Source organism: Candidatus Chazhemtobacterium aquaticus, assembly GCF_009936135.1.
GTDB lineage: Bacteria > Patescibacteriota > Microgenomatia > UBA1400 > Chazhemtobacteraceae > Chazhemtobacterium > Chazhemtobacterium aquaticus.
In genome coordinates this window covers 636,777-662,113 of sequence record NZ_CP047901.1, presented here as the reverse complement: position 1 = coordinate 662,113, position 25,337 = coordinate 636,777, and the positions used below count along the sequence as shown (strand labels likewise).

28 protein-coding genes and 3 tRNA genes are annotated in these 25,337 nt (G+C 44.1%); 11 read left to right on the top strand and 20 right to left on the bottom strand.

All coding sequences use genetic code 11. From position 1 onward, the window contains the following. The first annotated feature begins 23 nt into the window (after positions 1-23). Genes pilM through MICH65_RS03500 form a run of 3 tightly spaced genes read left to right on the top strand, consistent with a single transcriptional unit; the run spans position 24 to position 2,439 of the window. Positions 24-1,028, top strand: a complete 1,005-nt coding sequence (gene pilM, locus MICH65_RS03510; RefSeq protein WP_161932027.1) for a type IV pilus assembly protein PilM — start codon at positions 24-26, stop codon at positions 1,026-1,028. Positions 1,029-1,033: 5 nt separating this feature from the next. Beyond that, positions 1,034-1,582: a hypothetical protein gene (locus MICH65_RS03505; RefSeq protein ID WP_161932026.1), complete on the top strand. Its 549-nt coding sequence runs from the start codon at positions 1,034-1,036 to the stop codon at positions 1,580-1,582. Further along, positions 1,579-2,439, top strand: a complete 861-nt coding sequence (locus MICH65_RS03500; protein WP_161932025.1) for a hypothetical protein — start codon at positions 1,579-1,581, stop codon at positions 2,437-2,439. The genes MICH65_RS03505 and MICH65_RS03500 overlap by 4 nt, the downstream gene beginning before the upstream one ends. Positions 2,440-2,513: 74 nt before the next feature. Here MICH65_RS03500 and MICH65_RS03495 read toward each other — a convergent pair whose 3' ends face one another. From MICH65_RS03495 to recG, 6 genes are all read right to left on the bottom strand, one after another. Next, positions 2,514-2,900, bottom strand: coding sequence for a KH domain-containing protein (locus MICH65_RS03495; RefSeq protein ID WP_161932024.1), 387 nt, complete (start codon positions 2,898-2,900; stop codon positions 2,514-2,516). Next, complete coding sequence (gene rpsP / locus MICH65_RS03490; RefSeq protein WP_161932023.1) at positions 2,897-3,130, bottom strand: 30S ribosomal protein S16; 234 nt, start codon at positions 3,128-3,130, stop codon at positions 2,897-2,899. The genes MICH65_RS03495 and rpsP overlap by 4 nt, the downstream gene beginning before the upstream one ends. A 73-nt stretch (positions 3,131-3,203) precedes the next feature. Next, entirely contained in the window at positions 3,204-3,926 is a 723-nt protein-coding gene (gene rnc, locus MICH65_RS03485; protein WP_161932022.1) for a ribonuclease III, read from the bottom strand. After that, positions 3,889-4,329, bottom strand: coding sequence for a transcription antitermination factor NusB (nusB, locus tag MICH65_RS03480; protein WP_161932021.1), 441 nt, complete (start codon positions 4,327-4,329; stop codon positions 3,889-3,891). Before nusB ends, rnc begins: the two co-directional genes overlap by 38 nt. 15 nt (positions 4,330-4,344) lie before the next feature. Beyond that, positions 4,345-4,494, bottom strand: a complete 150-nt coding sequence (locus MICH65_RS03475) for a hypothetical protein (protein WP_161932020.1) — start codon at positions 4,492-4,494, stop codon at positions 4,345-4,347. 36 nt (positions 4,495-4,530) lie between these two features. Beyond that, entirely contained in the window at positions 4,531-6,540 is a 2,010-nt protein-coding gene (gene recG, locus MICH65_RS03470; protein WP_161932019.1) for an ATP-dependent DNA helicase RecG, read from the bottom strand. Between the two features lie 166 nt (positions 6,541-6,706). Here recG and MICH65_RS03465 point away from each other — a divergent pair, with 166 nt between their 5' ends. After that, on the top strand, positions 6,707-9,325 hold the full coding sequence (locus tag MICH65_RS03465; RefSeq protein WP_161932018.1) for a penicillin-binding protein: 2,619 nt from the start codon (positions 6,707-6,709) through the stop codon (positions 9,323-9,325). Positions 9,326-9,327: 2 nt separating this feature from the next. Here the strand turns inward: MICH65_RS03465 and pheT are convergent, their stop codons facing one another. Together pheT and pheS are read right to left on the bottom strand one after the other, a co-directional pair. Then, positions 9,328-11,310, bottom strand: coding sequence for a phenylalanine--tRNA ligase subunit beta (pheT, locus tag MICH65_RS03460; RefSeq protein WP_161932017.1), 1,983 nt, complete (start codon positions 11,308-11,310; stop codon positions 9,328-9,330). 7 nt (positions 11,311-11,317) lie between these two features. Next, the gene (gene pheS / locus MICH65_RS03455) at positions 11,318-12,322 is read right to left on the bottom strand and encodes a phenylalanine--tRNA ligase subunit alpha (protein ID WP_161932016.1); all 1,005 of its coding nucleotides are present in this window, start codon (positions 12,320-12,322) and stop codon (positions 11,318-11,320) included. 520 nt (positions 12,323-12,842) lie between these two features. On the opposite strand from pheS, the gene MICH65_RS03450 reads away from it, so the two are divergent. Together MICH65_RS03450 and MICH65_RS03445 are read left to right on the top strand one after the other, a co-directional pair. Then, on the top strand, positions 12,843-14,195 hold the full coding sequence (locus MICH65_RS03450; RefSeq protein WP_161932015.1) for an ABC-F family ATP-binding cassette domain-containing protein: 1,353 nt from the start codon (positions 12,843-12,845) through the stop codon (positions 14,193-14,195). A gap of 73 nt (positions 14,196-14,268) precedes the next feature. Next, a complete protein-coding gene (locus MICH65_RS03445; protein ID WP_161932014.1) occupies positions 14,269-14,886 on the top strand; it encodes a hypothetical protein in 618 nt (205 codons plus the stop codon). Between the two features lie 74 nt (positions 14,887-14,960). Here MICH65_RS03445 and MICH65_RS03440 read toward each other — a convergent pair whose 3' ends face one another. The 7 genes from MICH65_RS03440 to truB all read right to left on the bottom strand — a co-directional run bounded on the left by MICH65_RS03440 (position 14,961) and on the right by truB (position 19,416). Next, positions 14,961-15,179, bottom strand: a complete 219-nt coding sequence (locus tag MICH65_RS03440; RefSeq protein ID WP_161932013.1) for a hypothetical protein — start codon at positions 15,177-15,179, stop codon at positions 14,961-14,963. 76 nt (positions 15,180-15,255) lie between these two features. After that, complete coding sequence (rplT, locus tag MICH65_RS03435; protein ID WP_161932012.1) at positions 15,256-15,606, bottom strand: 50S ribosomal protein L20; 351 nt, start codon at positions 15,604-15,606, stop codon at positions 15,256-15,258. Position 15,607: 1 nt separating this feature from the next. After that, complete coding sequence (gene rpmI / locus MICH65_RS03430; protein WP_161932011.1) at positions 15,608-15,808, bottom strand: 50S ribosomal protein L35; 201 nt, start codon at positions 15,806-15,808, stop codon at positions 15,608-15,610. Continuing rightward, complete coding sequence (gene infC / locus MICH65_RS03425; RefSeq protein ID WP_256375688.1) at positions 15,789-16,310, bottom strand: translation initiation factor IF-3; 522 nt, start codon at positions 16,308-16,310, stop codon at positions 15,789-15,791. Before infC ends, rpmI begins: the two co-directional genes overlap by 20 nt. A 57-nt stretch (positions 16,311-16,367) precedes the next feature. Further along, positions 16,368-18,173, bottom strand: coding sequence for a threonine--tRNA ligase (gene thrS, locus MICH65_RS03420; protein ID WP_161932009.1), 1,806 nt, complete (start codon positions 18,171-18,173; stop codon positions 16,368-16,370). Positions 18,174-18,352: 179 nt separating this feature from the next. Next, the gene (locus MICH65_RS03415; RefSeq protein ID WP_161932008.1) at positions 18,353-18,640 is read right to left on the bottom strand and encodes a DUF5665 domain-containing protein; all 288 of its coding nucleotides are present in this window, start codon (positions 18,638-18,640) and stop codon (positions 18,353-18,355) included. Between the two features lie 77 nt (positions 18,641-18,717). Further along, entirely contained in the window at positions 18,718-19,416 is a 699-nt protein-coding gene (gene truB / locus MICH65_RS03410; protein WP_161932007.1) for a tRNA pseudouridine(55) synthase TruB, read from the bottom strand. Positions 19,417-19,456: 40 nt separating this feature from the next. Here truB and MICH65_RS03405 point away from each other — a divergent pair. Continuing rightward, positions 19,457-19,530: transfer RNA gene (locus MICH65_RS03405), tRNA-Val, on the top strand. A 5-nt stretch (positions 19,531-19,535) separates the two neighbouring features. Here the strand turns inward: MICH65_RS03405 and MICH65_RS03400 are convergent. Both MICH65_RS03400 and MICH65_RS03395 read right to left on the bottom strand, forming a co-directional pair. Continuing rightward, positions 19,536-20,072: a DUF5660 family protein gene (locus MICH65_RS03400; RefSeq protein WP_161932006.1), complete on the bottom strand. Its 537-nt coding sequence runs from the start codon at positions 20,070-20,072 to the stop codon at positions 19,536-19,538. Positions 20,073-20,134: 62 nt separating this feature from the next. After that, positions 20,135-21,031: a trigger factor gene (locus MICH65_RS03395; RefSeq protein WP_161932005.1), complete on the bottom strand. Its 897-nt coding sequence runs from the start codon at positions 21,029-21,031 to the stop codon at positions 20,135-20,137. 71 nt (positions 21,032-21,102) lie between these two features. Here MICH65_RS03395 and MICH65_RS03390 point away from each other — a divergent pair, with 71 nt between their 5' ends. Then, entirely contained in the window at positions 21,103-21,549 is a 447-nt protein-coding gene (locus MICH65_RS03390) for an RNHCP domain-containing protein (protein WP_161932004.1), read from the top strand. On the opposite strand, the gene MICH65_RS03385 is transcribed toward MICH65_RS03390, so the two are convergent. The 3 genes from MICH65_RS03385 to MICH65_RS03375 all read right to left on the bottom strand — a co-directional run bounded on the left by MICH65_RS03385 (position 21,549) and on the right by MICH65_RS03375 (position 22,648). Further along, positions 21,549-21,619, bottom strand: a tRNA-Thr gene (locus tag MICH65_RS03385). The two genes, MICH65_RS03390 and MICH65_RS03385, sit on opposite strands and share 1 nt — an antisense overlap. Positions 21,620-21,675: 56 nt before the next feature. Next, on the bottom strand, positions 21,676-22,293 hold the full coding sequence (locus MICH65_RS04395; RefSeq protein WP_236870847.1) for a LysM peptidoglycan-binding domain-containing protein: 618 nt from the start codon (positions 22,291-22,293) through the stop codon (positions 21,676-21,678). Positions 22,294-22,396: 103 nt separating this feature from the next. Continuing rightward, on the bottom strand, positions 22,397-22,648 hold the full coding sequence (locus MICH65_RS03375; protein WP_161932003.1) for a hypothetical protein: 252 nt from the start codon (positions 22,646-22,648) through the stop codon (positions 22,397-22,399). 142 nt (positions 22,649-22,790) lie between these two features. Here MICH65_RS03375 and MICH65_RS03370 point away from each other — a divergent pair. The 3 genes from MICH65_RS03370 (at position 22,791) to MICH65_RS03360 (ending at position 25,317) form a co-directional block, all read left to right on the top strand. After that, a tRNA-Asp gene (locus MICH65_RS03370) sits at positions 22,791-22,865 on the top strand. Positions 22,866-22,917: 52 nt separating this feature from the next. Then, the gene (gene polX, locus MICH65_RS03365) at positions 22,918-24,684 is read left to right on the top strand and encodes a DNA polymerase/3'-5' exonuclease PolX (protein ID WP_161932002.1); all 1,767 of its coding nucleotides are present in this window, start codon (positions 22,918-22,920) and stop codon (positions 24,682-24,684) included. 45 nt (positions 24,685-24,729) lie between these two features. Further along, complete coding sequence (locus MICH65_RS03360) at positions 24,730-25,317, top strand: LemA family protein (protein ID WP_161932001.1); 588 nt, start codon at positions 24,730-24,732, stop codon at positions 25,315-25,317. Positions 25,318-25,337 lie beyond the last annotated feature (20 nt).

The following is a 25,337-nucleotide window of genomic DNA, read 5'->3' as shown; positions in this document are numbered from 1 at the left end:
GCTGATGATGTTATGATAAGGGTATGCCTGCTCGTTTGGGAATTGATCTAGGGAGTTCTAGTATTAAGTTAGCTAAGGTTAACGGGAAAAAAGTTGAGGTTCTGGGAATGATTAGCAACCCGGTGGGTAAGGTAATGGTGGAGACAGAGAAGGAGAGAGATGCTTTGGCTGAGGTAATTAAACGGATGGTGGTTGAGTATAAGATTAGTGAGAGGCGTTTTAGGATTGTAGTACCAGAAAGTGTGGTTTATTCGAGAGTAATAAATTTACCAGTGTTGTCGGACGCAGAGTTGTCGAGTGCGATCAGGTGGGAGGCAGAACAGTATATTCCAGTACCTCTTGATGAGGTTGAGCTGTCTTGGGAAGTGGTTGATCGGCCAGTTAAGAGGACGGGGGGAGAAAAAATGAGGGTTTATTTAGCGGCCGCAGATAAAAAGTTAGTCAATGGTTTAATGGAGGTGTTTGCAGAGATTGGTTTGGAGCCGGAGCGGATTGAACCGGAACTAGTGACGACCTCACGGGCGATAGCATTGGAGAGAAAGCTAACAGGGGCGACCATGGTAGCTATTATGGGAGCGACTGGAATGGGAATTGGAGTTTTTGAAAACGATCAACTTTTGTTTGTATATAAGTTTGGTTCGGGAGGAGTAGCTTTGACCAGGTCGATCACAGCAAGTTTGCAGTTAACACTGCAGCAGGCTGAGGAGTACAAGAGAACGTATGGAGTACAGAGTAATGTTTTGGAGGGTAAGTTACTCTTGGCGATGAAGCCAGTGCTTGATGGTGTAATTGGTGAGATGAAGCGAGCGGTAAGTTATTATACTCAGAGTTTTCCAGGTGGGCAGATGGCTAGGGTTATTATTGCTGGAGGTGTGGCATTGACTCCCGGATTGGTTCAGTGGATGACGGCCCAGTTGGGTGTTGAGGTAGCTATTGGTAACCCATTTGAGGGTTTAGAGGTAACAGGTGATCAATCAAAATTAGGGGCAGTATATGCGCCGGTAATTGGGGCAACGGCTCGAGGATAGTCAAGATGATTAGTGTTAACTTAGCATCAAAAGAGGTATTAAAGATTGCTAAGGCTAATCAGTTAATTGATCGGCTTAAGTTAGCGTCGGTATTAGCTGTAGTAGTTTTTGTGATCATTGTTGGAGCAGATTATGGATACTTCTTCCTAACTAATAGACAGGTGGCTTCGGTTAGTAGCGATATTGAGGTGGTAAGTGGGCAGATTACTCAAATGGCAGAGACTGAGTTGTGGTATAGGAGATTATTGTCTGTAGCGGAGGAGGCAGATCGATTAGTGGGTTTGCGTAAGGATTTTGCGGGGGTGCTGCTTGATGTTTATGATTTGTTACCTGATGAGGTGATGATTGAGGCGGTTAGATTTGAGGGAGATGTGGTGGTAGTTGAGGTAATGACAAATGGAGTGCAGGCGATGAGTAGGGCTTTGGCGGTATTGTCTACCGTAACGGTTCAAGATAGCGCTAGGTTTGATGAAGTGGCGTTAAGTTCGGTTAGGAGAAATGACCAGGGCTTGTATATATTAAGAATTGAGTTAGGTTTGAGGGAGGCAATATGAGAGAGTCAAAGGTAAGCAGTAAGGACGGGAAGCAGCAGTCAACGATTTTGGGGATGGAGCTGGGTATTGATGTTGATAAAAGGGTGCTTAAGTCGGTTATGGTATTGGTGTTGGAATTGGGGGTAATGGTGGCTATTGGGTTAATGTTCTTGGTTCCAAAGTGGAATGAAGTGGTTAAGATGAGAAATAATTTAAGTAAACAACAAGAGCAGCTTAGAGGTTTGCGTAATAAACTAGCAATTCTTGAACAGTTTGAGGTGGAACGAACTGGCTATGAGACAGTTTTAGGTATGGCTTTTCCACTTAATAAGGATGTGGGAACTGCTTTAAGATCGCTTAGAACATTGGCTAATGATGCGCGTATTGAGATAGTTGGATATAGGGTTGATCCAGTAATGATTGAAGAAGATGAAAATGACAAGCCTTCAAGTCAAGGTTTAACGGCAGCACCAACACCAGCAGTGGCATTACCTAGTAGTGGAATGCCAGCTAAAAGTGAAGCAAAGGCAGAAGGGTTTATGATGGAGGTGACGATTTCAGGAAGTGCTTTAGCAATTCAGGATTTCTTGGACAGAGTCGGGCGATCACTGCCGCTTAAGGTGGTGGAGAATGTGGTTATTGCACGAGGTGAGGAGGTTAAGCAAGAATCGGGAGAAATACTTGAGATGAGGCTGGAGATAAGAAACTATTATTTGCCGATGACGTCTAAGGCTAATCCTACTGGGATTTTAAGGGCATTAAAGGATGAGGAAATAGAAACAATTGAGACAATACGTGGTTATAGAGGGGTAGATACAGGAGTTTCCGGAGATGGAGAGACTGTGCCACTGGGTAACCAGAATTTATTTGGAGAATAGAACCTAAGGTACTTTTTAGCGAGATACCTTTTAACCTAAACCGCTGGTTGGTTTGAGCCTTAGGACTTCGTTGCTTATTCAGTTTGAAGGTCGATACCCTCTTCAGGAGTAGATTCTTGAGTAGATGTGGTTTCTTCTGGTTGAGTTTCAGGGATATCTGGGGTAGTAAACTCGTCTTCCTGATTTAAATCTGAAGCGGTTTCTTCTGAGGTGTTGACTGGTTTGTCACCACTATCGAGGACATCGATGTTGACTCTGACACCTTGCTTAATAGCAATGATTCGGGCAATCTGACGAATTGATTTGATGACTTTACCGCTTTTACCAATAACGCGTCCGACATCTTCTGGATGGGTCTGGATGGTGACATTGACGAGACCGTCTTGATTGGTCTCTTCGATTTTGACTTCTTCGGGATGATTAACAATATTTGGGATGATGTACTCAAGGAGTTGTTTCATTTTTGTTTGGCTACTAATTGACGGACAGTGTCGGTGGGTTTGGCACCTTTGGTGATCCAGTCGGCGTAGCGTTTTTTATCAATTGTTAATTTATTTTTAGGGTCATTGGGATCATAGTTACCAAGAAGGTCAATGTATTGACCAGTTAGCTTGGATCGTTTTTCGGCCACAACTACTCGGTAGTAAGGTTGATTGCGTTTGCCGGTACGGGAAAGTTTTATTTTTAGCACGGATAAAAGGATGAGTAGTGGTTTGTAAGTGTATTCAAGTGATTGGTGTTTAGTGGATTGAATTATATCAAATTTACGTTTTTGGAGCAAGACGTTGAGTATTGTTGAGAGCTTGACGGGCGGCGTCTTGTTGGGCGGCTTGCTTGTTTTTACCCTTGCCGGTAGCAAGAGGCTGATGGTTAACACTGACAGTGACAGTAAAGGTCTTATTATGATCTGGACCAGTTTCACTATCAGTGGTGTAGACTGGTGAGGTGAAGCCTAACTCCTGAACCTTTTCTTGAAGTAAGCTCTTGGGATCTTTGAGGTTATCGCTGTCAAGAATATTTTCAGCTAAAGGTAGAATGTGGCGGTGGATGAAGTCTTGGGCTGACTGTAATCCCCCATCAAGGTAGATAGAGCCGATGATGGCTTCGGTGGTATTGGCAAGTAAGGAGATGTTGTGGCGGCCACCAGACTTCTCTTCGCCTTTGCTCATAAAAAGATACTCACCTAAATTTAGTTGAGTGGCCACCTTGGCTAGAGATTCAGTACGAACGATGGCAGAGCGAGCAGCAGTAAGAGTGCCTTCCGGTTCGTCAGGTTTTTGAAGGTATAGGTACTCTGAGATAACAAGTTCTAGAACAGCGTCGCCGAGAAACTCTAGCCTTTCGTTAGAAACTGACTGGTTGGATTCGTTTAGGTACGAACGGTGACTAAGTGCGGTTTTAAGAAGTTGTATATCTTGGTAGTGATGACCAAGTGAGCTTTGGAGTTGGTTAAGATTGGGGTTCGTCATGGTCTTGAGTTGATTCATCGGATAATTTTTCCGAGTTGGAAGATTGATCGATATCTTGATCTCTGTTGGTGGCTTTAAGAGCACTGGCCAGAACTCCGTTGATAAAGCTGCCAGATGATTGACTGCCATAGCGTTTACCGATTTCAATGGCTTCGTCAATGATAACTTTGGGTGGAGTGTCTTTCTTGTTTAACATTTCGTAAATAGCGAGGCGAAGAACAGACAGGTCGATACGGTTGATTTGGGAAAGAGGCCATTCAGGGGCACACTGGGTGATGATTTGATCAATGTTGTCTTGTTGGGAAGCGACCTTTTGAGCAAGTTTGGATGAGGTTTCTTGTTCTGGGTGGAAGGTATAAGAGAATAAAGCCTTGACAGCTTTGATGCGGCGTAGGTGGCGAGGATCGTGAGCAGTCTTCAATTTAGTAAAGTGGAACTAATTTTCTTTTGAAGTGCTTAGGGAACGAAGGTGTTTGTTCTTGACCGGATTTAGATTTTTAAGTTTGGTGACGTGTTCTGCTTTGCGTACGGCGCGGCGAATGCCCTTGCGACGAGTTGAGTGTTTGCGTTTAGGTGTAGGAGCCATATTTTGGATATATAAGATTGATAGACTGGTTGTATTTTAGTTGGGTGAGGTTGTTTTTGCAAGATTCGGGTTTAGAGAGACAAGAAGTTGTTGAGGTTGTGGTTTGGGTAATAAAACTAGTTGCTGGGCAATTTGCTTAGCTTGCTTGTTAAGATCTGCGTTCCAAAACTGAGGGAATTGAGTGTCTAGGTGTCCGCTTTGGGCGGTACCAAAGATCTCCCCTGCCCCCCTTAATTGGAGGTCAAGTTTGGCTAGAGTTAGACCACGTTGGTACTTTTCCATAAGTTTTAGACGGTGAAGCGAGGTGGTTGATATTTCAGAGCTAAAGAGAAGGCAAAAAGATTGGTGCTCTCCCCTACCGACTCGACCTCTGAGTTGGTGGAGTTGAGATAATCCGAAGCGTTGAGCCCCTTCGATCACCATAATATTGGCGTTGGGTATGTCTATGCCAACCTCGATGACAGGGGTGCTGACTAGAATGTCGTACTTTTTAGATTTAAACTCTTTAAGGATCGTGTTTTTCTGTTCGGGCTTCATTTTTCCATGTAGAAGGGCAATTTTGAGATCGGGAAAGACCTGTTGGAGGCGTTGATACTCACTGGTGGCTGCCTTAACCGTTTTAAGACTTTCGCTGGATGAGTCCTCAATTAGGGGACAAATGAAGAAGGCTTGGGTTTTCCTGGTAGTAATTTGCTGCTTGATCCATTGATATGCTTGTGGCCGTTTGATCTCTGAGACAACCTTGGTTTTGATGGGTTTGCGATTCTTGGGAAGAGTGTTGATGTTGCTGATTGTAAGGTGGCCATATAGAGATAGAGCGATAGTTCGTGGAATTGGAGTAGCGCTCATGGTAAGAAGGTGGGGTGTCGAGACAGAGTTAAAGAAGGATGAGCGTTGAAGAACACCAAAGCGATGTTGTTCGTCGATGACAACTAGACCAAGTTTTTGATTTTGGATAAGCTCTGGTCGGTGTAATAAGGCGTGTGTGCCGATGACCAGGGGGGCGGTGGGTAACTTCTTTTTAGATTGTCCAGTGACAAGTAGTGGCTTGATAGAAAAGGGTTTAAGCAGTTGGGAGAAGGATTGGTAGTGTTGTTCTGCTAGGACTTGAGTGGGGGCAAGAACAAGGGTTTGAAAGCCTTGTTTCACTACTTGTAGAGCAGCCGAGACGGCGACAATGGTTTTGCCTGAGCCAACATCGCCTTGGAGAAGCCGGTTCATGGGGATGGTTTGTTTAAGGTCTGTGAATACATCGTTGATGGCTTGTTGTTGGTCTGGAGTTAGATCGAAATCTAGTTTTTTGAGTAGCTGGTTATGAAGTGATGGGGTGGTGGTTATGGGAGTGGCAGATCGTTGCTGCCAGTCTAGTTGAGTGAGAGCGGATTTAAGATAGATACCGATTAGATCATTAAGGCTTAGGCGTTTTTGAGCCGACTCAAGTTGCTTTTGAGTGTCTGGAAAGTGGACTTGATGGTAGGCGGAGTTAAGGTCGATGGGTAGCCTTGATTTAAGAGAAGAGGGAAAAATCTCTTTGATGGTGAGCGATGAGAGGACTAGACTGATTTTGTGACGGAGCCATTTATGGGAGATACCGGCGGTAAGTGGGTAGAGAGGAATGATGCGGTTGGTATGGAGTTGTTTCTTTTTAATTGGTTCGAAGTCTGGTGAGTTGAGGATTAGTTGATTTCTGAATTGATCAACTTGGCCGGTGAAATAGTATTGCTGTTTGGGAATAAGAGAGTTAGTAAGATATGGTTGGTTAAACCAGGTTAGTTGAAGCGATCCAGTTGAGTCAGTAACAGTGGCTTTTTGGAGTGTTTTTCGATTAGGAAGTCTAACAGAAGTTAGTGAGACAAGGGTGGCTTTAAGGCAGACTTCTTGGTCTGGTTCGAGTTTGTTGATGGGGGTGGTGTGTGAGTAATCAAGATAACGGGAAGGGAAGTGGTTGATGAGGTCAGAAATAGTGTTGATATTAAGTTTTTGGAGTCGTTTTTGATAAGCTGGACCGACTCCGGGCAGATTGGCAACAGAGTGATTAAGCCGCATGGTTAGTAGAGAAAGAGAGGTAAGAAGGAGGAGGCTAGTAGAGCTAGGCTAGAGATAACGATAATGAAGGAGAAGATACGTTTGCGTTTTTTGGTGAGTCGCATAAGGCTAATTATAGCGAGAAGTTAGAGAGATTCAAAAGCAAAAAGATGATAAAATTTTAGTTATGATGCGCAGGTATGGTCGTTATAGTAGTTGGTCGAGAAGAGGAAATAGGTTTGGTCGACAGATTGGTAACTTCAAGAAATGGTTAACGCCGGTGAGGTTGGCCAAACTTATGTTTGTGGGCTTGGTGGTGGGAACACTGGCTATGTTTGGATTGTTTGCTTGGTACTCGCGCGACTTGCCCAACCCAAATGAGATTCAACGGGATAGGGGTTTTTCTACTCAGATTTTAGACCGTGAGGGTAAAGTCGTTTTGTTTGATGTATACGAGGAAGAGAATCGAAAGTTTACGCCGATTGAGGAGATACCAGATGACTTAAAGAAGGCAACGGTGGCGATTGAGGATAAGGATTTTTATAAACACCAAGGATTTGATGTTTTAGGCATGGTTCGAGGTATGAGCCGGTTGTTTACCAGAGGAAGAGCTCAGGGAGGATCAACATTGACTCAGCAGCTGGTTAAAAATGTTTTGTTGACTAGTGATAGGAGTATTAGCCGTAAGTTGAAGGAATTGGTGTTGGCAGTACAGATAGAGAGGAAGTTTAGCAAGGATGAGATTCTGCAGATGTATTTGAATGAGGCTCCTTATGGAGGAACAGCCTGGGGAATCTCGGCAGCGGCTCAGCAGTATTTTGCTAAGGAGCCTAAAGACCTTGATTTGACTGAGTCGATAATTCTGGCCGGAATGCCTCAGGCGCCTAGTCGGTATTCCCCTTATGGCAAGGATCCGTTGGCTTATGTTGCCAGAGCAACGGCGGTAGCAAGAAGAATGAGGGAGGAAGGGTTTATCAGTGAGGAGCAGGAGAAGGAGGTGGTGGATAAGCTTCCTGGGGTAAGTTTCTTGTCTGAAAAAAGCTCGATTAAGGCGCCACATTTCGTGATGTATGTTAAGGATCAGTTGGAGGAGATGTATGGAGAGGAGATGGTAACGGGGGGAGGATTGAAGGTAACCACTAGTTTGAATTGGGAGTTGCAGGAAGCGGCACAAAATATAGTGGCAGAGGAGATTGAGAAAGTAGTTGATACGCTGGCGATCAGTAACGGGGCGAGTGTAGCCGTTGATGCTAATAGTGGTGAGATCTTGTCGATGGTGGGCTCAAAAGATTTTTTTGCGGAAGATATCGACGGACAAGTAAACGTGACCTTGTCCTTGAGACAACCGGGATCAGCGATCAAGCCAGTCACTTACGCAACCGCTTTTGCTGAAGGGTATTGGCCTGGAAAAACCTTGGTTGATGTGGTGACTGAGTTTCCGGGGGGAAATGGAGAGAAATATGAGCCGAAGAACTATGATGGAGAAGAACACGGCCCGGTTCATTTACGAGAAGCATTAGGATCATCACTTAATATTCCGGCGGTGAAGTTGTTGGCCTTGGTTGGAGTTAAAGATAACCTGGAGATGGCTTACAAGATGGGTTTTAGTACCCTGGAACCTAGTAAGGAGAACTTAAGTCGGTTAGGACTGTCCATGACTTTAGGTGGTGGTGAGGTTAGGTTAATTGAAATGGCCTCTGCTTATGCCAGTTTTGCTAATGGAGGTAATCGGGTTGAGCCGGTGAGTATCTTAAAAGTAGAGGATAGAAATGGAAAGGTATTGTTTGAACACAAAGCTCCTGGTAAAAAACAGGTAATGGATGAGAAGGTAGCATTCTTAATTAACAATGTTTTGAGTGATAATAATGCTCGCTTGATCACTTTTGGAGCAAACAGCTTGATTAATATTAGAGGGGCAAACGTAGCGGTTAAGACGGGAACAACCAATGACATGAGGGATAACTGGGCAGTGGGATGGACCAAAAAGGTAGTGGTAGGTGTGTGGGTGGGAAATAATGATAACTCGCCGATGAAGGCGGTGGCTTCTGGCGTGTCTGGAGCCTCACCAATCTGGAGGAGACAGATGCTTGAGGTGATTGACCTTTACGGTGATCCTCCTTTTGACCCCCCAAGCGGTGTGGAGCAGGTTAGTTTGGATAGGATTTCTGGCTATCCGGCGCATGATAACTTTGATAGCTATACAGACTGGGCAATTAAGGGAACGCTGCCGACAACGGAGGACCCGATTCATGTAATGTTGCCGGTATGTCCGGGGCAGCCTGATAAGTTGGCGACGGAGGTGATGGTGGGGCAGAATAACTTTGATCGCAAGGAGTTTATTATCCTTAAAGAAAGCGATCCGTTAACTGGAGATAACCTGTGGCAGAAGGCCATTGATCGATGGGTGGCAGCACAGGGTGATACTAGATATCATCCGCCAACCGAGTACTGTGGTCAGGTCGAGGGTTTGCATGTGACGATTAGTGAGCCTGGAAATGAGAGTAAATATGACAGTAATGAGGTGACGATTAAGGCGAAAGTGTTTTCAAATGAGCGAATCGAGTGGGTAGATCTGTATTTAAACGGAAATAAAGAATGGCGGTGGGAAGAGGGTCCGTATGAAAAAACTTTTACCCTTGAGCAAGGGGTATATGATTTGAGAATTCACGCTAGGAACTCGGCCGGAATCCAGAATGAGGCCAATGTTGTGTTTGGAGTTAAGGTAGATCCTAAAGAGGAGAATGAAGAAGCAGAACCGACGCCAAGCTTGACAGTGGTTCCATCACTACCGGTAGAGGTGGAGTAAGCTTAAGATTTAAGATTGTTTTTGATTTGGGTGACTTTAGCTTGGGTGAGATTACCCTGAGGATCATTGAATTCAAGGCGGAAGGTGTGGTTGTGTTGATGTGAGGTAAGATACTCAACTGAGACAATAAGGGGGTGGGCATTTTCCAGCTGAGTGATAAGATCGGCTACAGGCTTAGTTGATGTAAGGGTTATGTCTTCATAGATGGATGGATATTGCGGGATAGGTTTGAAGTTTAGAATAGGGTTGATTTGGAGGCTTAACTTGGCGAAGTTAAGATCAGCACAAACGACTGTTTGGTTTAGATTAAACCTGGAAGTAACTTCGGGCGAGATGATGCCAAGGGTACCAAGATGGTGGTTATGGTAATAGACTGAGGCTGAGTGTTTAGTTATAAAGGGTGGAGTCTTTTTGGCCAGGGGTTTGAATTTTAGGTTAAGGTGGAGGTGTTTGGCTAATGCTTCAAGATAGCCTTTGGTGGTAAAGAAATCTAAACCATAGGTGATAAAACTTAAGGTGCTGGTTTCATCTGGTAGGGTGGATTTGGTTGAGTGGTAGGTGTGGGCTAGTTCAAATAGGCGTAGGGGTGGAGCGACTTTACCTCGATTTGCATCCAGATTGGAGAGAAGTGAGGGGATAAGAGATGTGCGTAGGTACTCAAACTCTCCGGATAGTGGATTGGAAAGCTTTAGTTTTGGTTCAAGTTTATGGTTGGTTTGACGGAAAAGGTCTTGGCTGACTAGAGAGAGGTTGTAGATTTCAGTGAAGCCTAGGTTGCTTAAGTAGCTACGAGCTTGATACTCATGTTTAAGAAGTGGGTCGGTTTGAGTGTGGGGGATGGTGGTGGAAGGTAAATTAGATGGTAGGCGGAAATAGCCGTGGATGCGGATAATCTCTTCGGCTAAGTCTTGGGTGAGATTAATATCATGGTGGCGCCAGCTGGGAACTGTAACGCGAAGTACTTGAGAAGTGATTGATTTGGAGGTGAAACCAAGTTTTTTTAGAATACTGCTGACTTGAGTTGGTTTTAGATTGATGCCAGCAAATTGGTTAAGCCAGTTTAGGTCAAGATTGATGGTTTTGGTTTTAGTTGGATTGGGGTATAGGTCGATGAGATTGCTACTAATAGTGGCGTTGGCTCGTTGTTCTAGAAGTTTAACACCGGCGATAAGAGTGGGAAGAACTAGTTCGGGGTCAGGTTTTTTTTCAAAAATCTGGGCAGCTAGAGTTCTCTCTTGTGTGTAGAGAGAGGTTTTTCTGATGTGTTTGGGTTCGTAAGTTTGGACAAAGAGAAGAACATTTTTAGTATTTGAGTCAATGGCGGAGAGTTGGCCACCCATGATGCCACAAAGGTCAATTAGGCGACCGGAGCCGTCTTGGATGACGATGTCACCACCTTGTAGATGGTGAACTCGACCATCCAGAGTCGTGATAGACTCCCCTTTCTTACTCTCTCGCAATATAAGTTGTTGGTTGGCTATTTTGTCTAAATCAAAAGCGTGGACAGGCTGACCGTACTTAAGGGTTAGTTCATTGGTGATGTCGATAACATTGTTTAAGGGGCGTAGTCCTGAAAGATTGAGCCAATCTTGAACCGGTTTGGGTGAGGGTTTGACTTGAGTATTGGTAAGAGTAATAGCCGTAAAGCGGGGTATGAGAGAGTTGTCTAGAATTTGTAGATTAAGTGGTGAGTTTTTGGGTAGATCACCTAGTTGTTTTAGATTTAGTTGGTATGGATCATTTTTAATCTTGGCCTTGTATTTGAATTGAGGTAGGATGGTGGCTGCTTCTCTGGCTATGCCAAAGGCTGAGGCTGAGTCAATGCGATTGGTAATGACCTCGATATGGTAAAGGTAATCGTTCTTGTAAGAAGTGATTCGATCAACGGTGGGACCACATAAAGAGAGAGACTTGGCTATTTGTTCAGGTTTAGCTGAGGTATCTAGGAATTCTTTAAGTAGTGAATGGGGTAACTTAATATCCATAGAGTGATTATGACTGATTGAGAAAGCGAAGATCGCTGGTATAGAGATCTCGTAGGTTGTTGGTAACGTTATGTTTCATCATGATGAGACGTTCTATCCCCCAACCGAAAGCGAAGCCAGTAAATCGATCGGGATTGATACCACCGTTTTTTAAGACCTGAGGGTGGACCATGCCGGCGCCGCCAAGCTCTAGCCAACCAGCTTTACAGACGGGGCAGCTTTTTCCATTTAACTCTCCCCTACCCTTGCAAAGGTGGCAGTTGATGTCGACTTCGAAGCTGGGCTCGGTGAACTGAAAGTGGTGAGGACGAAGTCTGACTTGACGGTCAGAGCCAAAGTATGACTGAACAAAGAAGTTGCTGACACCGATAAGGTGAGTGATGTTTATATCTTTGTCTACGACTAAACCCTCGAACTGGTGGAACATGGGACTATGGGTATTACTGGCCTGACGTCTATAGGTCTTACTAATGTTAATCATTTTGATGGGAGGTTTTTTTAATAACTCCATCTCTCGTAACTGGCCATTGCTGGTATGGGCGGTTAGAACAACTTCTGGATTGATATAGAAGGTTTCTTGGTCATCTCGGGCGGGGTGGTCTTTGGGGATGTTTAGGCCTTCGGCGTAGTACCAGTCAGTCTCTACTTCTGGGTAACGACGCCTGACAAAGCCTAGTTTGGTGAAGATATCCTCGATTTCTTTAATGGTTTGGGTAATTAAGTGAAGGTGGCCGATGGGTGGAAGAATGCCTGGTATGGTGACATCGATCTCTTGTTGGACCTGCTGAAGAGATTTTTGGCGTTTGGCAATAAGCTGGTCAATGTATTGTTTGGTTTGGTTGATGAGACGACCCTGGCTTTTTAGGGCTTCTTTAGGAAGCGAGCTTAAGTATTGATTGACTAAACCTTTGCGGCCAAGATATTGAGTTTGAAGTTTGTCTAAGGCTTCAAGATCCTTGGCAGACTGGATTTGCTGAGTAGCTTGTTTTTTGATGATTTCGAGATCGTCCATGGATGAATTCTAGCTTAAGAGAATAAAAAAATCCTCCCTTGTGGGGAGGTTTGGGTCTAAAAACGCCAAAAGCAACCTCCCTAGTGCCGATTAAAAAAGATAGGATCGGTTGAGTGGTTGCTTCTCGCGTGTGACATTTTGATTGTCATGTAGGGAGAGATTATATGACGACAAACTGAAATGTCAAGAGTTTTTGGGTGGTGTATTAGGGAAATGTTTGACTAGACTTGAGGGAAGTCCGTATCTACCGTGTTGGTCACCTGTAATCTTGATTGTACCCGGGTTTCTTAGAGATACTATGTGTTTTGAGCGAACAAGTTTTTTATACCAGTTGCTAATTTGTTTTAAGTTAACATGGTATTTTTTGGCTATTTGCCCAGTGGTATAAATCTTCATTTTCATTTTATATACGGGGGCGTCTGGACTTGCACCAGCCACTTTAAGAAATGCTCTTTTTCACCCCCATTTCTTGTCATTATAAATTGTCAAGTGCGGTTGGGGTATAATCCAAAAGGCATGTATGATCAATCTAAAATGCGAAAGTATCAGCAAACATTACAACCAACCGTTGTTAGACGAAATAAGTTTTTCGTTTCGGGGTGTTGGGGTGGTGGGATTGATTGGTGATAACGGATCAGGTAAATCAACCTTTTTAAAGATTTTGGCTGGAGTCGAGGATCAGTATGAGGGTAAGTTTGATTGGAATGTTGGAGTAAGAGTGGGATACATGCCCCAGGAGATAGTGGGCAGGGATAGATTGTCAGGAGGACAGAAAAAGATTGAAAAACTAGCAGAGTTGATTTATGGAGGTGGATATGACGTTTTACTACTCGATGAGCCAGATAACCATCTTGATTTCGAGGGAAAGGATTGGCTGATTGAGGCATTAAGTCATTTTTCTGGTTTGGTGATTATGATCTCACACGATCGGGATTTTTTAGCCAAAACCACTAAGTATGTATGGATGATTGAGGATAGGAAAGTTAGAACCTTTCCCTTTGGTTATGCTCAATATGAGAAGGTATATGAAAATGAGCAGGTAAGTCTGGAGAGGCTGTATGCACTACAGCTAGCTGAGGAAAAAAGATTAATTCAGTTGGTCAAGGACTTTAGATTAAGGTTGGCTCAGGGTAAGGTGAAGCCTTCTGGTTTGCGAGCAATGATGAGCCGACTGGAGAGGCATAGAGCTGGTATGATTAAAAATCCGGCGGAGCGGAGGGAGACGATTACTATTAAGTCAAGGATTGAGGGTAAACGAATTAAGGGTAAAACAGCGGTATTGGTGAAGGATATGAGTTTTAGTTATGGTAACGACCTGGTATTTAAAGGGGCTAACCTTCACATGTTTGTGGATGAGAAAGTGTTAATGGTGGCTCCAAATGGATCGGGTAAGACAACATTGATTAGATTGTTACTGGGAGATATGTTACCTGATGAGGGAGTAGCTAAGGTGGGAGTGGGCCTTAAGGTCGGCTATTACGCCCAGGAACACTTTGAGGCTTTAGATGAACAGAAATCAGCTTTGCAGCTGTTTATGGATAGCTATCCCATGTATGAGTATGAGGTGGAGGCAGTGTTGCGTCAGTTTTTGTTTAGCAAGCAAACAATGAAAACGCGTGTTGGTTTGTTATCAGGTGGACAGAAAGCAAGACTGCAACTGGCTTTGTTTTTGTACAGAAAGCCTGATTTGTTGATTCTGGATGAGCCGACTAACCACTTGGATATTAAATCAATTGTGGCATTAGAAAATTTTTTGAAAGAGTTTGAGGGTTCGGTTTTGCTGATTACTCATGATCGGGAGTTAATTGAGGCAGTGGGTGGCAGAGTGGTTGGGATTACAGATAAGAAGATTAAGCCAGTCTGGAAGAGCTAGTTTTTTTGTTTAAGCTTGATATGGCAGTAAACTTGAGCTTGACGAGTGTTTGTTTTGTTTATAGGATCAAGTTATGAAAAATAAAAACATGACTGCGGTGATTGGGTTATTGGGTATAGTGATTTTGGCAATCCTGGGTTACCAGGTGCTGGGAGGAAGGGCTGATAACATAGAGGTGAGTCAGGATGGAGCTGGAGAAGAATCGATGCCTAAGACACTGCTTGGGCTAATGGCTTTGGGAGATGAGATGAAGTGTACCTATTCTTACGAGGATGAGACAGGAGCGACTGAAGGTCAGGTGTATATTGCGGGAGGCAAGAGTAGAAGTGATTACACGGTGAGGACGGCTGAGGGTGAAGATTTTAGCGGGAGTGTGATTACCGGAGACGAGTATAGCTATGTGTGGGGTTCGATGATGGAGGGGGGTTTGAAAATGAAGCGAGTTGATGAGGTTGATCAGGAAACTGAAGGAGCACCAGTAACAAGTGATTATGCAAAATTGGACGAAGAGATGAACTATCAGTGTGAGCCATGGGTAGCTGATCAGTCTAAGTTCACTCCTCCTAGTAATGTTGAGTTTAGAGATCTGGGGGCAATGATGGATGATGTCAAGATCCAGCAGTGTGCTATGTGTGGATCGCTAGACGGTGAAGCAAAAACTGCTTGTGAACAGCAGTTTGGATGTAATTAGATAAAGTAGAAAAAAGACGGGACGTCTTGTTTAAGGACGTCCCTGGGTTGAGAGACTCGGCGGTGTGGTGATGCCTATTCGAGATGGAGAGTTGTGGTGATGATGAGCACCTCATCCTTGTAGGGCATCCCGGACCCGGTCATGGTCACGACTTCGACCTGCTGAGTGGTTGAGAATGACACAATCTTGTGACCTTCCGTTGCCTCAGCAAGCTTGCTGTTGTGCGAGGACATATCTGGCTTGGCAGGGTCAGTTTTGCTGGTTATTACAATTACAAAACCTTTACGAGCCACAGGTAAGTCTCCTTACTCAAATGAACGAGTGTTGAGTATTATAGGTTATTCAATAAGGGGAATCAAGAGAAAGGGGTTATTTCGTCTGTTTGACGATCTGGGAGAAAACTGATGGTTGCTTGACAGCTAGTAGAGCTAAGATCTTGCGATTTAGCTTGATGTTTTTCTTGGAGAGGTTGCCGATAAACTGGCTGTAGCTGGGGGCATCTTCAATGCTTGCTAGTCCGCCATTGATACGCTTGATCCAGAGGGTGCGGAACTGGCGCTTTTTTTGCTTGCGGCCAGCATAGGCATACTCACCAGCATGAAGAAGGGCTTCTTTAGCTCTTTTGATAAGGCGGTTGTATGACATGCGGAAGCCCTTGGTGGCTTTGAGCACTTTTTTATGTTTACGACGGCGGTAGGGTCCAGTTGAGACGCGTGGCATATTAGATTCCTAACATTCTTTTAATTTTTTTAGCAAAGACGCCTTTTACCTCGACATAGTTGCGGTAGCGACGAATTTGTTTGGCACTCTTACGACGACGTAAGTGACGCATGTTGGGAGTGCGTCGTAGAACTTTGCCGGTAGCAGTAATTTTGAACCGTTTGGCGACAATTTGTCTGGTCTTAGTTTTGGTCTTGTTCATCTTTCTTAATTTGTTTAGTTGGTTTAATTTGACCGACGTATAGTTTGCCGAGCCATTTGGGATCTTGTTCTAGTTTGGCGATATCGGATAGGCTTTGGACAGCCTTGTCCATCTGCGAGATACCAAACTCTTTACGGGTGATCTGACGCCCGGTGAATTTTACCACGAGTTTGACTTTGTGACCATCGGCTAGAAATTCCCTGGCTCGTTCAAGACGGGTGTTGAAGTCGTTTTCGGCCATGAAAGGGGTGAAACGGACTTCTTTGACATTGGTGGCTTTGGTTTTGGTGGTACCAGACTTGGTTTTTTTTGATTGCTGGTACTTGAACTTGCTAAAGTCGATGATTTTGGCAACTGGTGGATTGGCTTTTTCGGCAACTAGGATTAAATCCAGTCCTTGTTCCCTGGCGAGAGCTAGGGCCTTGTCTCTGGACATGACACCTAGTTGTTCTCCCCCATCTTTGATAACGCGCAATTGCTCGGCTCTAATGTACTGGTTTATGGAGTAATGTTTATTAATGGTTTTGACGGTGATTGGTAACTTGAGGCTTTAATTTTATCAATTTAAAGCTTTAGATTCAATTTTTTCCTTCAAGAGGGACAAAAAATGAGTCAGATCCATACTACCCAGGTCTTGTTCACCTCTTTGGCGAACAGAGATAGTGCTATCTTTGGCTTCTTTTTCACCGACTATAACCATGTAGGGGTATTTTTGATCCTCAGCATTTCTGATTTTTTTGCCCAATGATTGGTCGGATTGGTCAAACTCGACCCTTATACCGTTGTTCTTAAGCTCATAGAAGACTTCTTGGGCATAGTCATTGGACTTGTCAGAAACGGGTAGGACAGCTACCTGAACTGGTGAGAGCCAGACTGGGAAAGCGCCTGAGAAGTGCTCGATTAGAATCATAAGGAAGCGCTCGAAGGAGCCAATGATGGCTCTATGAACCATGATTGGGGTTTGATCACTACCGTCAGCGGCGGTGTATTTAAGACCAAAACGCTGTGGTTGAACATAGTCAATCTGAACGGTGGAAAGTTGCCACTCTCGACCTAAGGCATCGGTAGCCATTAAGTCCATTTTAGGAGCATAAAAGGCGGCCTCCCCTACTCCATCGTAGTATTCGATGTGGTTTCTTTCCATGATTTTGACGGCCCATTTTTCTACTTTGTCCCAGATTTTGGGATCACCTAAGTATTTTTCTGGGGTGTTTGGGTCTCTGGTGGAAAGACGGTAGCGATATTTAAGTCCGAAGGTGCGCATGACCTCTTTAGTCATGGAAAGCATGACATCTACTTCGTCATCGACCTGTTCTTCGCTGCAAAAAACATGGCAGTCGTCTTGGGAGAAAGCTCTAACTCGGGCTAGCCCTGAGAGCTCTCCTGGTTTTTCGTCACGATAGAGCATGGCGAAGTCGGTGTAACGAATGGGTAGGTCACGATAGCTTCTGGGTTTGCTAGCAAAGATTTGGGTGTGTTGAGGACAGTTCATTGGTTTTAAGAACAGCTCATCGTCGCTGTAGTGAGAGTGAATGGTAAACATGTCGTCTTTGTATTTGTCGTAGTGTCCAGAGGTTTCGAACAGCTCGGCTTTGGCTACCTGGGGAGTCCAGACTTGTTGGTAGTCTTGTTGAGTTTGGAGTTGTTCAACATATCCATTAATGAGTTGACGAAGTAGGCAGCCCTTGGGGGTGTACAGGGGAAAACCTGGGCCGATAAGATCGGAGAAGGTGAAGAGATCAAATTTAAGCCCTAACTTTCGATGGTCTCGTTTTTCAGCTTCCTGACGTTTTTCGATGAACTGTTCTAGTTCTTCTTGAGATGAAAAGGCGGTGCCATAAACACGGGTTAGCATTTTGTTATTGGAATCACCATGCCAGTAGGCGCCAGCTAGCGAAAGTAGTTTGAAAGCTCCAATCTGTCCAGTACTATCGGCATGGGGGCCGGAACAAAGATCAACAAACTCATTTTCGCTGTCCTTACCAGTGTAGTAGAGGGTAATGGGTAGCTGGTTGCTTTCGGCTTGAGTAATCCAGTCTTGCTTGTAGGGGTTTTTTTTAAACAGGTCTCTGGCTTGATCAGCCGAGACGGTAATTGATTCAAGCTTAAGGTCAAGATCGATAAGGCGTTGCATTTCCTTTTCAATGACGGGGAAATCTGACTCAGATAGTTTAAAGTCTTGAGGTGAGTCAAAATCGAAGTAGAAACCGTCTTCTGTAGCTGGACCCATGGCCATAATGATCTTGTCTGGTCCATAGAGATTAATCATGGCTTGAGTTAAGACATGTTCGGCGGTGTGACGGATTTGATATAGATGTTGATCTTCTGGTGAGAGCTGATTGAATTTTGAGTTATTGTTTGACATGGTCTGTTTGTATATTACTTTATATTGCTGCTTGGTTGTAGGTATAAAAAAACCTCCCTATCGGGAGGTTAGTTAAGCAGTCTAACCAACCCGATTAAAGCGGGAGGATGGTAGTAGTGGTGCGGGTAGTGGTAGACATAGGCTGATTTTAGATCTGCTTAATAATTTTGTCAAAGTGATTATAGGCTAGGTCTGCTTTCAATAGCGGTAAGGGTGTGGTTGATGATGGTGGCGAAGAAGTTGCCGATTAAGGGTAGACCGCCAAGGTAAGAGAAGACAAGCGAGATGAGAGAAACTAAAAGGGCAAAGCCGACGGTCATACCTAATGCCCAGCCGATACCACCGACTAGATTCAAGAAAAAAGCTCTGTTGTAAGAAAGCCGTTGTTGTTCGTCGTTAACACGCACGTTATTTGGACTTTTGGCTTGTAACCGTAAAGCCTTTGGAGAAGTAGCTGATTTGGTCATTGATTACCCAGGGAATGGGTAGGATAAACATGAAACCAAAAAACCAAAGGATGCCTCGACCAAGAAGCTCTAGGCTGTCATTGTTGTATTTGATTTTGTGGGTCATATTTGGTAATTAAATGTTGATGCCAGTTTTTATTATAAAGAGTATCTAGATTAATTGCATCTTTAAGCTGGTAAGGACCGATATGGGTTCGGGTTAGTGATGATAAGAAGCTGTCTAGTTTTAACTGGGTAAAGAGATCACAGCTAAGTTGACGGATATAGGTGCCTGAGGAGACACTGGTGTTAAAGGTAACCAAAGGTGAACGATAGGTTATTAAATCAAGTTGATGAATAGTAACGGGTTTGGTTTTGCTGGTAATAGCATTACCTTTTCGAGCATGGCGATAGAGTGGTTGACCTTGATGTTTGGCGGCTGAGTAAGCCGGGACTGATTGATGGTACTGACGAGGAAAGTTGTTAAACAATATTTCTATTTTTTCCCTACCAACTGATGGCGGATTGGTTTGGGGAGTAAGATCGCCTTCAATGTCCAGGGTAGGAGATGAGTAACCCAGTCGCGCAGTGGCAAGGTAGGTTTTGGGTAGTGTCTGGAAAAGACTAAAGTTTTTCGTAGCTGAGCCAAGTAGAAGGATGCTTAGACCGTTGGCAAATACATCCAATGTACCGGCATGCCCCACCTTGAAGTCAGGCTTGATTGCTTTTTTAAATACTCTAATTAAGTCAAAGGTAGAGAGACCGGTTGGTTTGTTGAGGAGAAGAATACCGTTCATGTGGTGATATCGGAGGCTATTTGGTAGAATTATATATGCTGGACTCGTAGCTCAGTCGGTTAGAGCGCTGCATTGACATTGCAGAGGTCCCTGGTTCGATTCCAGGCGGGTCCACAAAGTTATCCAATACTAGTAGAGATTGAGCGTTCCTCAGAGAGGGTAAATTTGGTGCCTTTTGATTTGGCCATAGACCAGTAGAAACTTTGTTGCTGGCGACGAGAGTTGAATAAGTGGAGCCAGGATGAGGCTGACTCAACATCTTCTCTTAGGAGTTTTAGAGTTTTTTTGAGGTGTTCTAGGAAAGAGAATTGGTATTGACTGGCCTCGATGGGTGTTTGTTGAACGGCTACATCAACTTCTTTTTTTAGATTTTTGATGGACTTGGCAAGTGAGTGAAGTTCGACAATGATCTGATTGATGCGCTCTTGTTCCTGACGTTTGTTGAGCGAGTAGACTTCTTTGAACTCGCGACTACGAGAGCGAAAGAACTCTTGTTTGCGAAGTTGTTCGAGTCTTTGTTTTTCTTGATAGTTCTCGTAAGCCGGGAAGCGAGGCTTGTTTGTTTCAGTACTGGACTTGGGAGTTTGGGATCGCTGACGGAGAGACTCAAGAAAGCTTTGGATCTTGGGATTGATGGGTTTGTTGGTGGGTTGCATATCTTAAGTAAGATAACAGACAGGCCTTTGTTATATAGGGTTATAGGGCTGGCTGTATGTTACTAAAGATTGAGAAGAGCGTCAATGGTTTTTCGTTTCTTGATAATACCCTTGACGTAGGCTCTTTGTTCGGGATGATTGAGTTGGTCTTTGGCCTGTTGATCACCGGAGGCATTGATCATGTCAGTGATTTCGTCGTCATTTACTGCAATATCAAGATCGGTGGCAATGCGGTCTAGGATAAACTCGATTTTTAGATTTTCGGTTGCGGCTTGGTGATAGTCTTGTTTGATCTGCTCGGCAGTTTTACCAAGTGATTTTAGGTACTGGTCGACGGTGATTCCCAGAGCCTGAGTGTGGTCATAAAGACGAACCAAGGACTGGTTAACTTCTTGGGTTATAAGAGACTCGGGAACGGTTAGCTCGATTTCCTTAAGTAGGGTATCGAGTAAGGCGGTGAGTTTTTCTGATTGAGGATCTTTTGGAGTTTGAGTTTTGTCATCGGATTTAGTTTTAGAGTTGGCATCCTTTTTAGTTTTGGCTTCAAGGTCTTTGAAGGCTTTTTTAAGTTTGTCCTGGTATCCTTTGATTTCAAACTCTGGAAGAAGAGGAAAAGAAAGAGTAACGGTCCAGGGGGCTTGGTCTGGAGTGGTCACGGCGGTTAAGGTGGGGTTGCCAATGATTTTTAGTTGATGCTGTTTGAAAACCTCCTTGATAATTTCTGGAAAAATGTGTTCAAGGGTGTGGTTGGTGACCTTTTGAGGATCGAGGTGTTCTTTTAGGACGTTTAAAGGAGCTTTGCCACGACGAAAACCCTTGATGGTAAGATCGTGACCTAAGTGAAGCATGGAGTCATTTTGGTGTTTGGCAACTAGATTGGCATCAATCGTTGCAGTAATAACGATAGTGCTGTCTTGGTGGGATTCGGTTTTAAGCGCAATGGCCGTCTTTTCAGTCATGGCCAGGATTATACACTAATTTTGATAATTTGATGGCTTGTTTGTATAAATGGGTATAATAAAAGTTGGATATGAACGAACAAAACTTTGTGTGTGAGCAGTGTGGCAAAGAGATTAAGGGAGAGAGTCTGGGAACAGCCCACCGAAATCATTGCCCGTTTTGTCTATGGTCAAAGCACTTGGATGGTCAGACACCAGGAGATAGAGCCGCTTCGTGTGGTGGAATGATGAAACCGGTTGGATTGACCTTTAAACAGGAACAGGATAAGACTGGCGAGTTGATGATCATACATAAATGTATGGTTTGCGGTGAGGTAAAGAAGAACCGGGTTGCGGGAGATGATGATGTAAAAGCGATTGAGTGTTTGTATAGGGAGTGTATGAAGTTAAGCGCTGAAGAGATAGTGGAGTTAAAGGATCGGGGTATCAGGGTTTTGGATGAGACGGACGAGATGGAGGTGTTAAGCCAGTTGTATGGTAAGTCAGAGGCAGAGAGAAGAATGCAAAGTGTGGTTTGAGCCCCCTGTCAGAATCGAACTGACGTCCGCGGTTTACGATACCGCTGCTTTGCCACTAAGCTAAGGAGGCAGCAAGACAAACGTCTTAATATATGGATATTTTACCTGGTGGGGAAGAAAAAGGGGTTAGCGAGGAATAGTGAGATTCATGTCGACCTCGATTAGACCGGGATTAGGGCCGATGAGGTCTTGGTTGGCTTGATAGATGTCAGTCCAGCGGAAACCATCACCGTAAGCGCGTAGGGCAATGTCCCAGAGGTGATCACCCTTAACAACGGTGTAGGTGTTCCCTTCAATGGTATTGTTGGTCGTTTGCTCTTGAGAAACGGTGGCGACCTTGACGGCTACTTTGGGGATAGTAAGCTGCTGACCAACCTCAATCTGGCCGGGGTTGTCTAGATGGTTAACAGAAGCGATATCAGTCCAGTTGTAACCGGAGTTGTAAAAGCTTTCGGCAATGCTCCAGAGGTGGTCACCTTGTTTGACGGTGTAGGTGGTGGGAAGACCTTCGGGAACCATCTGTCCATCTTCTTCTTCGACTAACTTGACTTGGCCTGGAGTAGCAGTTTGACCATCGTCTTCCAGAGCTGCTTGGTCAGTGATTTGTCCTTGAGGATTAAGGGAACGGAAATAGTTGAAAACAAGAAGGCCGATAACGACTACTACAATGGCGCCGAGTAAGGTGCTGATGGTGTCTTCGTTTAATTTAAGTGTCTTGAGAGTGTTTTTTAGTCGGCTGTCCATAGATAAAGCTAATTGATATCTTGTTTAGATTATTTACAAGTCATCCTATACAGAAAATTATTGCTAGTCAAGTAAGGATTTTGGTAAAAAAAAGGCGACTCTTTTAGAGTATAATTGGGTCGCCAATTGGCTTGGCTGTCTGAATAAAGCAGGACTTCGACACGAGGCCGACAAACAGAACGAGCAGGCCGAGGACTCCGAGAGCGATGGAGATGAGAGTCACAAGGATTGCGTTAAAGGTTCCTTGGACAACGCCATTTTTGGAAAGGCGCTGTATCGCCCAGTCAGTCACGGTCAAACGGTAGATGGCGAGAGCAATAATGAAAAGCATTGCCCCCGTGATGGTGATTGCCATTCTGTTTTTCCTTTCGGAATATATGCAACGAGCAATGTATGTGCTATAGGATAGAATAGTGTAAATTTCAAGTTTTGATTAATAATATGGCTTGAAAAAGATATCTCTTTTGGGAATAAATCTGGTAAAATATGGCTAGTCTGGGGCTGTAGCTCAGTTTGGTCAGAGTGTCTCCCTGTCACGGAGAAGGTCGCGGGTTCGAGCCCCGTCAGCCCCGCAGAGATTTCTAGTTTGGTTGGTTTGTTTGGTGATGTTGGTATGATCAGTATATGTTGGGGATGAAGAAAGGGATGAGTAACAAGGAGGTGGCTGATTTGTTGGAGATGGTGGCGGCAGCCTTTGAGATCAAGGATGAGGATTTTTTCAGAGTAAGAGCATATAAGAATGCAGCGGCAAGTATTGAACATTTGAGCAGTCAATTAAAGGATGTTTGGGACGCAGACAAATTGGAGGAGATTCCAGGTGTGGGACCAAGTTTGGCACAACATCTGGATGAATTGATTAGAACCGGTAGGGTTAAACATTTTGAGCAAGAGGTAAAGGGCTTGCCTCTGGGTATGTTTGAGTTGATGAAACTTGAGGGAGTAGGAGCTAAGACAGCATATAAACTGGCGAGTGAGTTTGATCTTAAAGATGAAAAGACGGCTATAGATAGGTTGAGGAGACAGATATTGGCAGGAAAAATTAAGGAACTTCAAGGGTTTGGAGAAAAGACTGAGGATGAACTACTTAAAGCGATTGGCTCGGTACAGAGTGGATCAGATAGGTTGTTGCTACCTGAGGCTGAAGCAATTGCTGAGGAGGTGGTTGAGTATTTAAGATCGAGCGGACTGTGTGAAAAGATTGAGGTGTTGGGAAGTTTGCGAAGGAGGGCTGCGACTGTTGGAGATATTGACTTGGCAGTGATGACAGATAAGCCAACTGAGTTAATGGAGTACTTACTTAAGTTTAAAGGTATTAAGAAGGTACTCTCGACTGGTTCAAAAACGACCATGTTTATCCATTCCTCTGGTCGGCAGGTGGATGTAAAGACTCAGAGTAAGGATCGCTGGGGGTCGATGTTGCAGCACTACACGGGTAGTAAGTTACACAACATCCATTTGCGTAAACTGGCGCTTGAGAAAAAAATGTCTTTGTCTGAGCATGGAATCAAAAAGGGTGGCAAGTTATTTAAGTATGCTGGTGAGAACGAGTTCTACGAGGCCTTGGGCTTAAAATATATTCCCCCTGAGTTAAGAGAAGACAGTGGTGAGATTGAGGCTTCGATTAAGGGTGGGTTACCTGATTTAGTTGAATTAAAAGATATCAAAGGTGACCTTCATATGCATACTAATATTGAGATCGAAACTAGCCATGATATGGGTATGAGCAGTGTTAGTGAACTTCTTAACATGGCTGAAAGTTTGGGTTATGAGTATATTGGTTTGAGTGACCATAACCCAAAAATGAAGGGATTAAGCGAATCTGCTCGAGTTAAGGTAGTTAAGAAAAGAAATGAGGCTATTGATAAAGAAATAGCTTCAAGTGAAAGTAGTGTGAAAATATTTAAAGGAATGGAGGTAGATATCCGGCCTGATGGACGACTGGCAGTGAGTGATGAGGTTTTGGGTTTACTTGATTATGCAGTGGTCTCGATTCATGCCAGTTTTAGACAAAGCAAAGAGGAGGCGACGGAAAGAGTGCTTAGAGCCTTTGATCATCCTAGGGTTAAAATTTTTGGTCATCCGACGGGAAGGATGCTTAATAAGCGTGAGGGTTTGGATTATGACTGGGAGAGAGTCTTCGAGGAGTGTAGAAGAAAAAGGATTGCGGTTGAGATAAACTCGAGCCCTGAGAGACTGGATTTACCGGATATGTTGGTACGTCAGGCAGTAAAGACGGGGGTTTTGCTAGTGATTAACACAGATGCTCATGAAGCAAGCTCTATGAAGGGTATGAGGTACGGTGTGGGTGTGGCAAGACGTGGTTGGGCTGAGGCTAGTAACATCATCAATACCTGGCCATATAAGAGAGTAGAAAAATGGATTGAGTCTTGAGGTTGGTGGTATGATGTTTATGGTTAGTAATTGATTTATGTAAACATGCCTGTGCTATACATTTTGCTTGGTGGTGGATTATTACTTGGTTTGTATTTGATTTCGACATATAACCGGTTTGTGGGTATGAGAACCCAGATTGAGGCTAGTATCCAGGAAATTGGTAACCAGCTAAAGAGACAAGCTGAGATGATCCCCAACCTGGAGGCATCAGCTAAGGGATATTTAAAGCATGAGACTAAGATTTTTGAGCAGCTAACGGATGCTAGAAAAGCGGTGGATGAAGCAGTGAAGTCTAACTCCGCTAAAGCGATTGAGTCAGCTCAGAGTAAGTTGAGCCAGGTTTTGCCCAAATTACAGGTGTTGGTTGAGAGTAACCCTGAGATTAAGGGAGCTGAGGTGGTAACCAAGCTCATGAACGAACTTCGAGATACGGCTGACAAAGTGATGTACTCAAGAAGAACTCTTATTGACCTGGTTCAGGACTTTAATCAGATGGTGGTAAGTTTCCCATCAAATATGGTAGCCAAGCTGTTTGGCATGGCTAAACAGGCTGGTTTAACCACACCTGATAAGGGAGCTCACTTGTCTGTGAGTGAGGCTGAGACTAAGGGGCCAAAGATTAGCTTGTAATTTTTGTTTTTAAACCTAGT

What these genes read in the sequence shown, in the direction of transcription:
- pilM (WP_161932027.1), top strand. Translation starts at nt 24, where the DNA reads ATGCCTGCTCGTTTGGGAATTGATCTAGGGAGTTCTAGTATTAAGTTA.
- MICH65_RS03505 (WP_161932026.1), top strand. Translation starts at nt 1,034, where the DNA reads ATGATTAGTGTTAACTTAGCATCAAAAGAGGTATTAAAGATTGCTAAG.
- MICH65_RS03500 (WP_161932025.1), top strand. Translation starts at nt 1,579, where the DNA reads ATGAGAGAGTCAAAGGTAAGCAGTAAGGACGGGAAGCAGCAGTCAACG.
- MICH65_RS03495 (WP_161932024.1), bottom strand. Translation starts at nt 2,900, where the DNA reads ATGAAACAACTCCTTGAGTACATCATCCCAAATATTGTTAATCATCCC.
- rnc (WP_161932022.1), bottom strand. Translation starts at nt 3,926, where the DNA reads ATGAATCAACTCAAGACCATGACGAACCCCAATCTTAACCAACTCCAA.
- MICH65_RS03475 (WP_161932020.1), bottom strand. Translation starts at nt 4,494, where the DNA reads ATGGCTCCTACACCTAAACGCAAACACTCAACTCGTCGCAAGGGCATT.
- recG (WP_161932019.1), bottom strand. Translation starts at nt 6,540, where the DNA reads ATGCGGCTTAATCACTCTGTTGCCAATCTGCCCGGAGTCGGTCCAGCT.
- MICH65_RS03465 (WP_161932018.1), top strand. Translation starts at nt 6,707, where the DNA reads ATGATGCGCAGGTATGGTCGTTATAGTAGTTGGTCGAGAAGAGGAAAT.
- pheT (WP_161932017.1), bottom strand. Translation starts at nt 11,310, where the DNA reads ATGGATATTAAGTTACCCCATTCACTACTTAAAGAATTCCTAGATACC.
- pheS (WP_161932016.1), bottom strand. Translation starts at nt 12,322, where the DNA reads ATGGACGATCTCGAAATCATCAAAAAACAAGCTACTCAGCAAATCCAG.
- MICH65_RS03450 (WP_161932015.1), top strand. Translation starts at nt 12,843, where the DNA reads ATGATCAATCTAAAATGCGAAAGTATCAGCAAACATTACAACCAACCG.
- MICH65_RS03445 (WP_161932014.1), top strand. Translation starts at nt 14,269, where the DNA reads ATGAAAAATAAAAACATGACTGCGGTGATTGGGTTATTGGGTATAGTG.
- rplT (WP_161932012.1), bottom strand. Translation starts at nt 15,606, where the DNA reads ATGCCACGCGTCTCAACTGGACCCTACCGCCGTCGTAAACATAAAAAA.
- rpmI (WP_161932011.1), bottom strand. Translation starts at nt 15,808, where the DNA reads ATGAACAAGACCAAAACTAAGACCAGACAAATTGTCGCCAAACGGTTC.
- thrS (WP_161932009.1), bottom strand. Translation starts at nt 18,173, where the DNA reads ATGTCAAACAATAACTCAAAATTCAATCAGCTCTCACCAGAAGATCAA.
- MICH65_RS03415 (WP_161932008.1), bottom strand. Translation starts at nt 18,640, where the DNA reads ATGACCAAATCAGCTACTTCTCCAAAGGCTTTACGGTTACAAGCCAAA.
- truB (WP_161932007.1), bottom strand. Translation starts at nt 19,416, where the DNA reads ATGAACGGTATTCTTCTCCTCAACAAACCAACCGGTCTCTCTACCTTT.
- MICH65_RS03400 (WP_161932006.1), bottom strand. Translation starts at nt 20,072, where the DNA reads ATGCAACCCACCAACAAACCCATCAATCCCAAGATCCAAAGCTTTCTT.
- MICH65_RS03395 (WP_161932005.1), bottom strand. Translation starts at nt 21,031, where the DNA reads ATGACTGAAAAGACGGCCATTGCGCTTAAAACCGAATCCCACCAAGAC.
- MICH65_RS03390 (WP_161932004.1), top strand. Translation starts at nt 21,103, where the DNA reads ATGAACGAACAAAACTTTGTGTGTGAGCAGTGTGGCAAAGAGATTAAG.
- MICH65_RS04395 (WP_236870847.1), bottom strand. Translation starts at nt 22,293, where the DNA reads ATGGACAGCCGACTAAAAAACACTCTCAAGACACTTAAATTAAACGAA.
- MICH65_RS03375 (WP_161932003.1), bottom strand. Translation starts at nt 22,648, where the DNA reads ATGGCAATCACCATCACGGGGGCAATGCTTTTCATTATTGCTCTCGCC.
- polX (WP_161932002.1), top strand. Translation starts at nt 22,918, where the DNA reads ATGTTGGGGATGAAGAAAGGGATGAGTAACAAGGAGGTGGCTGATTTG.
- MICH65_RS03360 (WP_161932001.1), top strand. Translation starts at nt 24,730, where the DNA reads ATGCCTGTGCTATACATTTTGCTTGGTGGTGGATTATTACTTGGTTTG.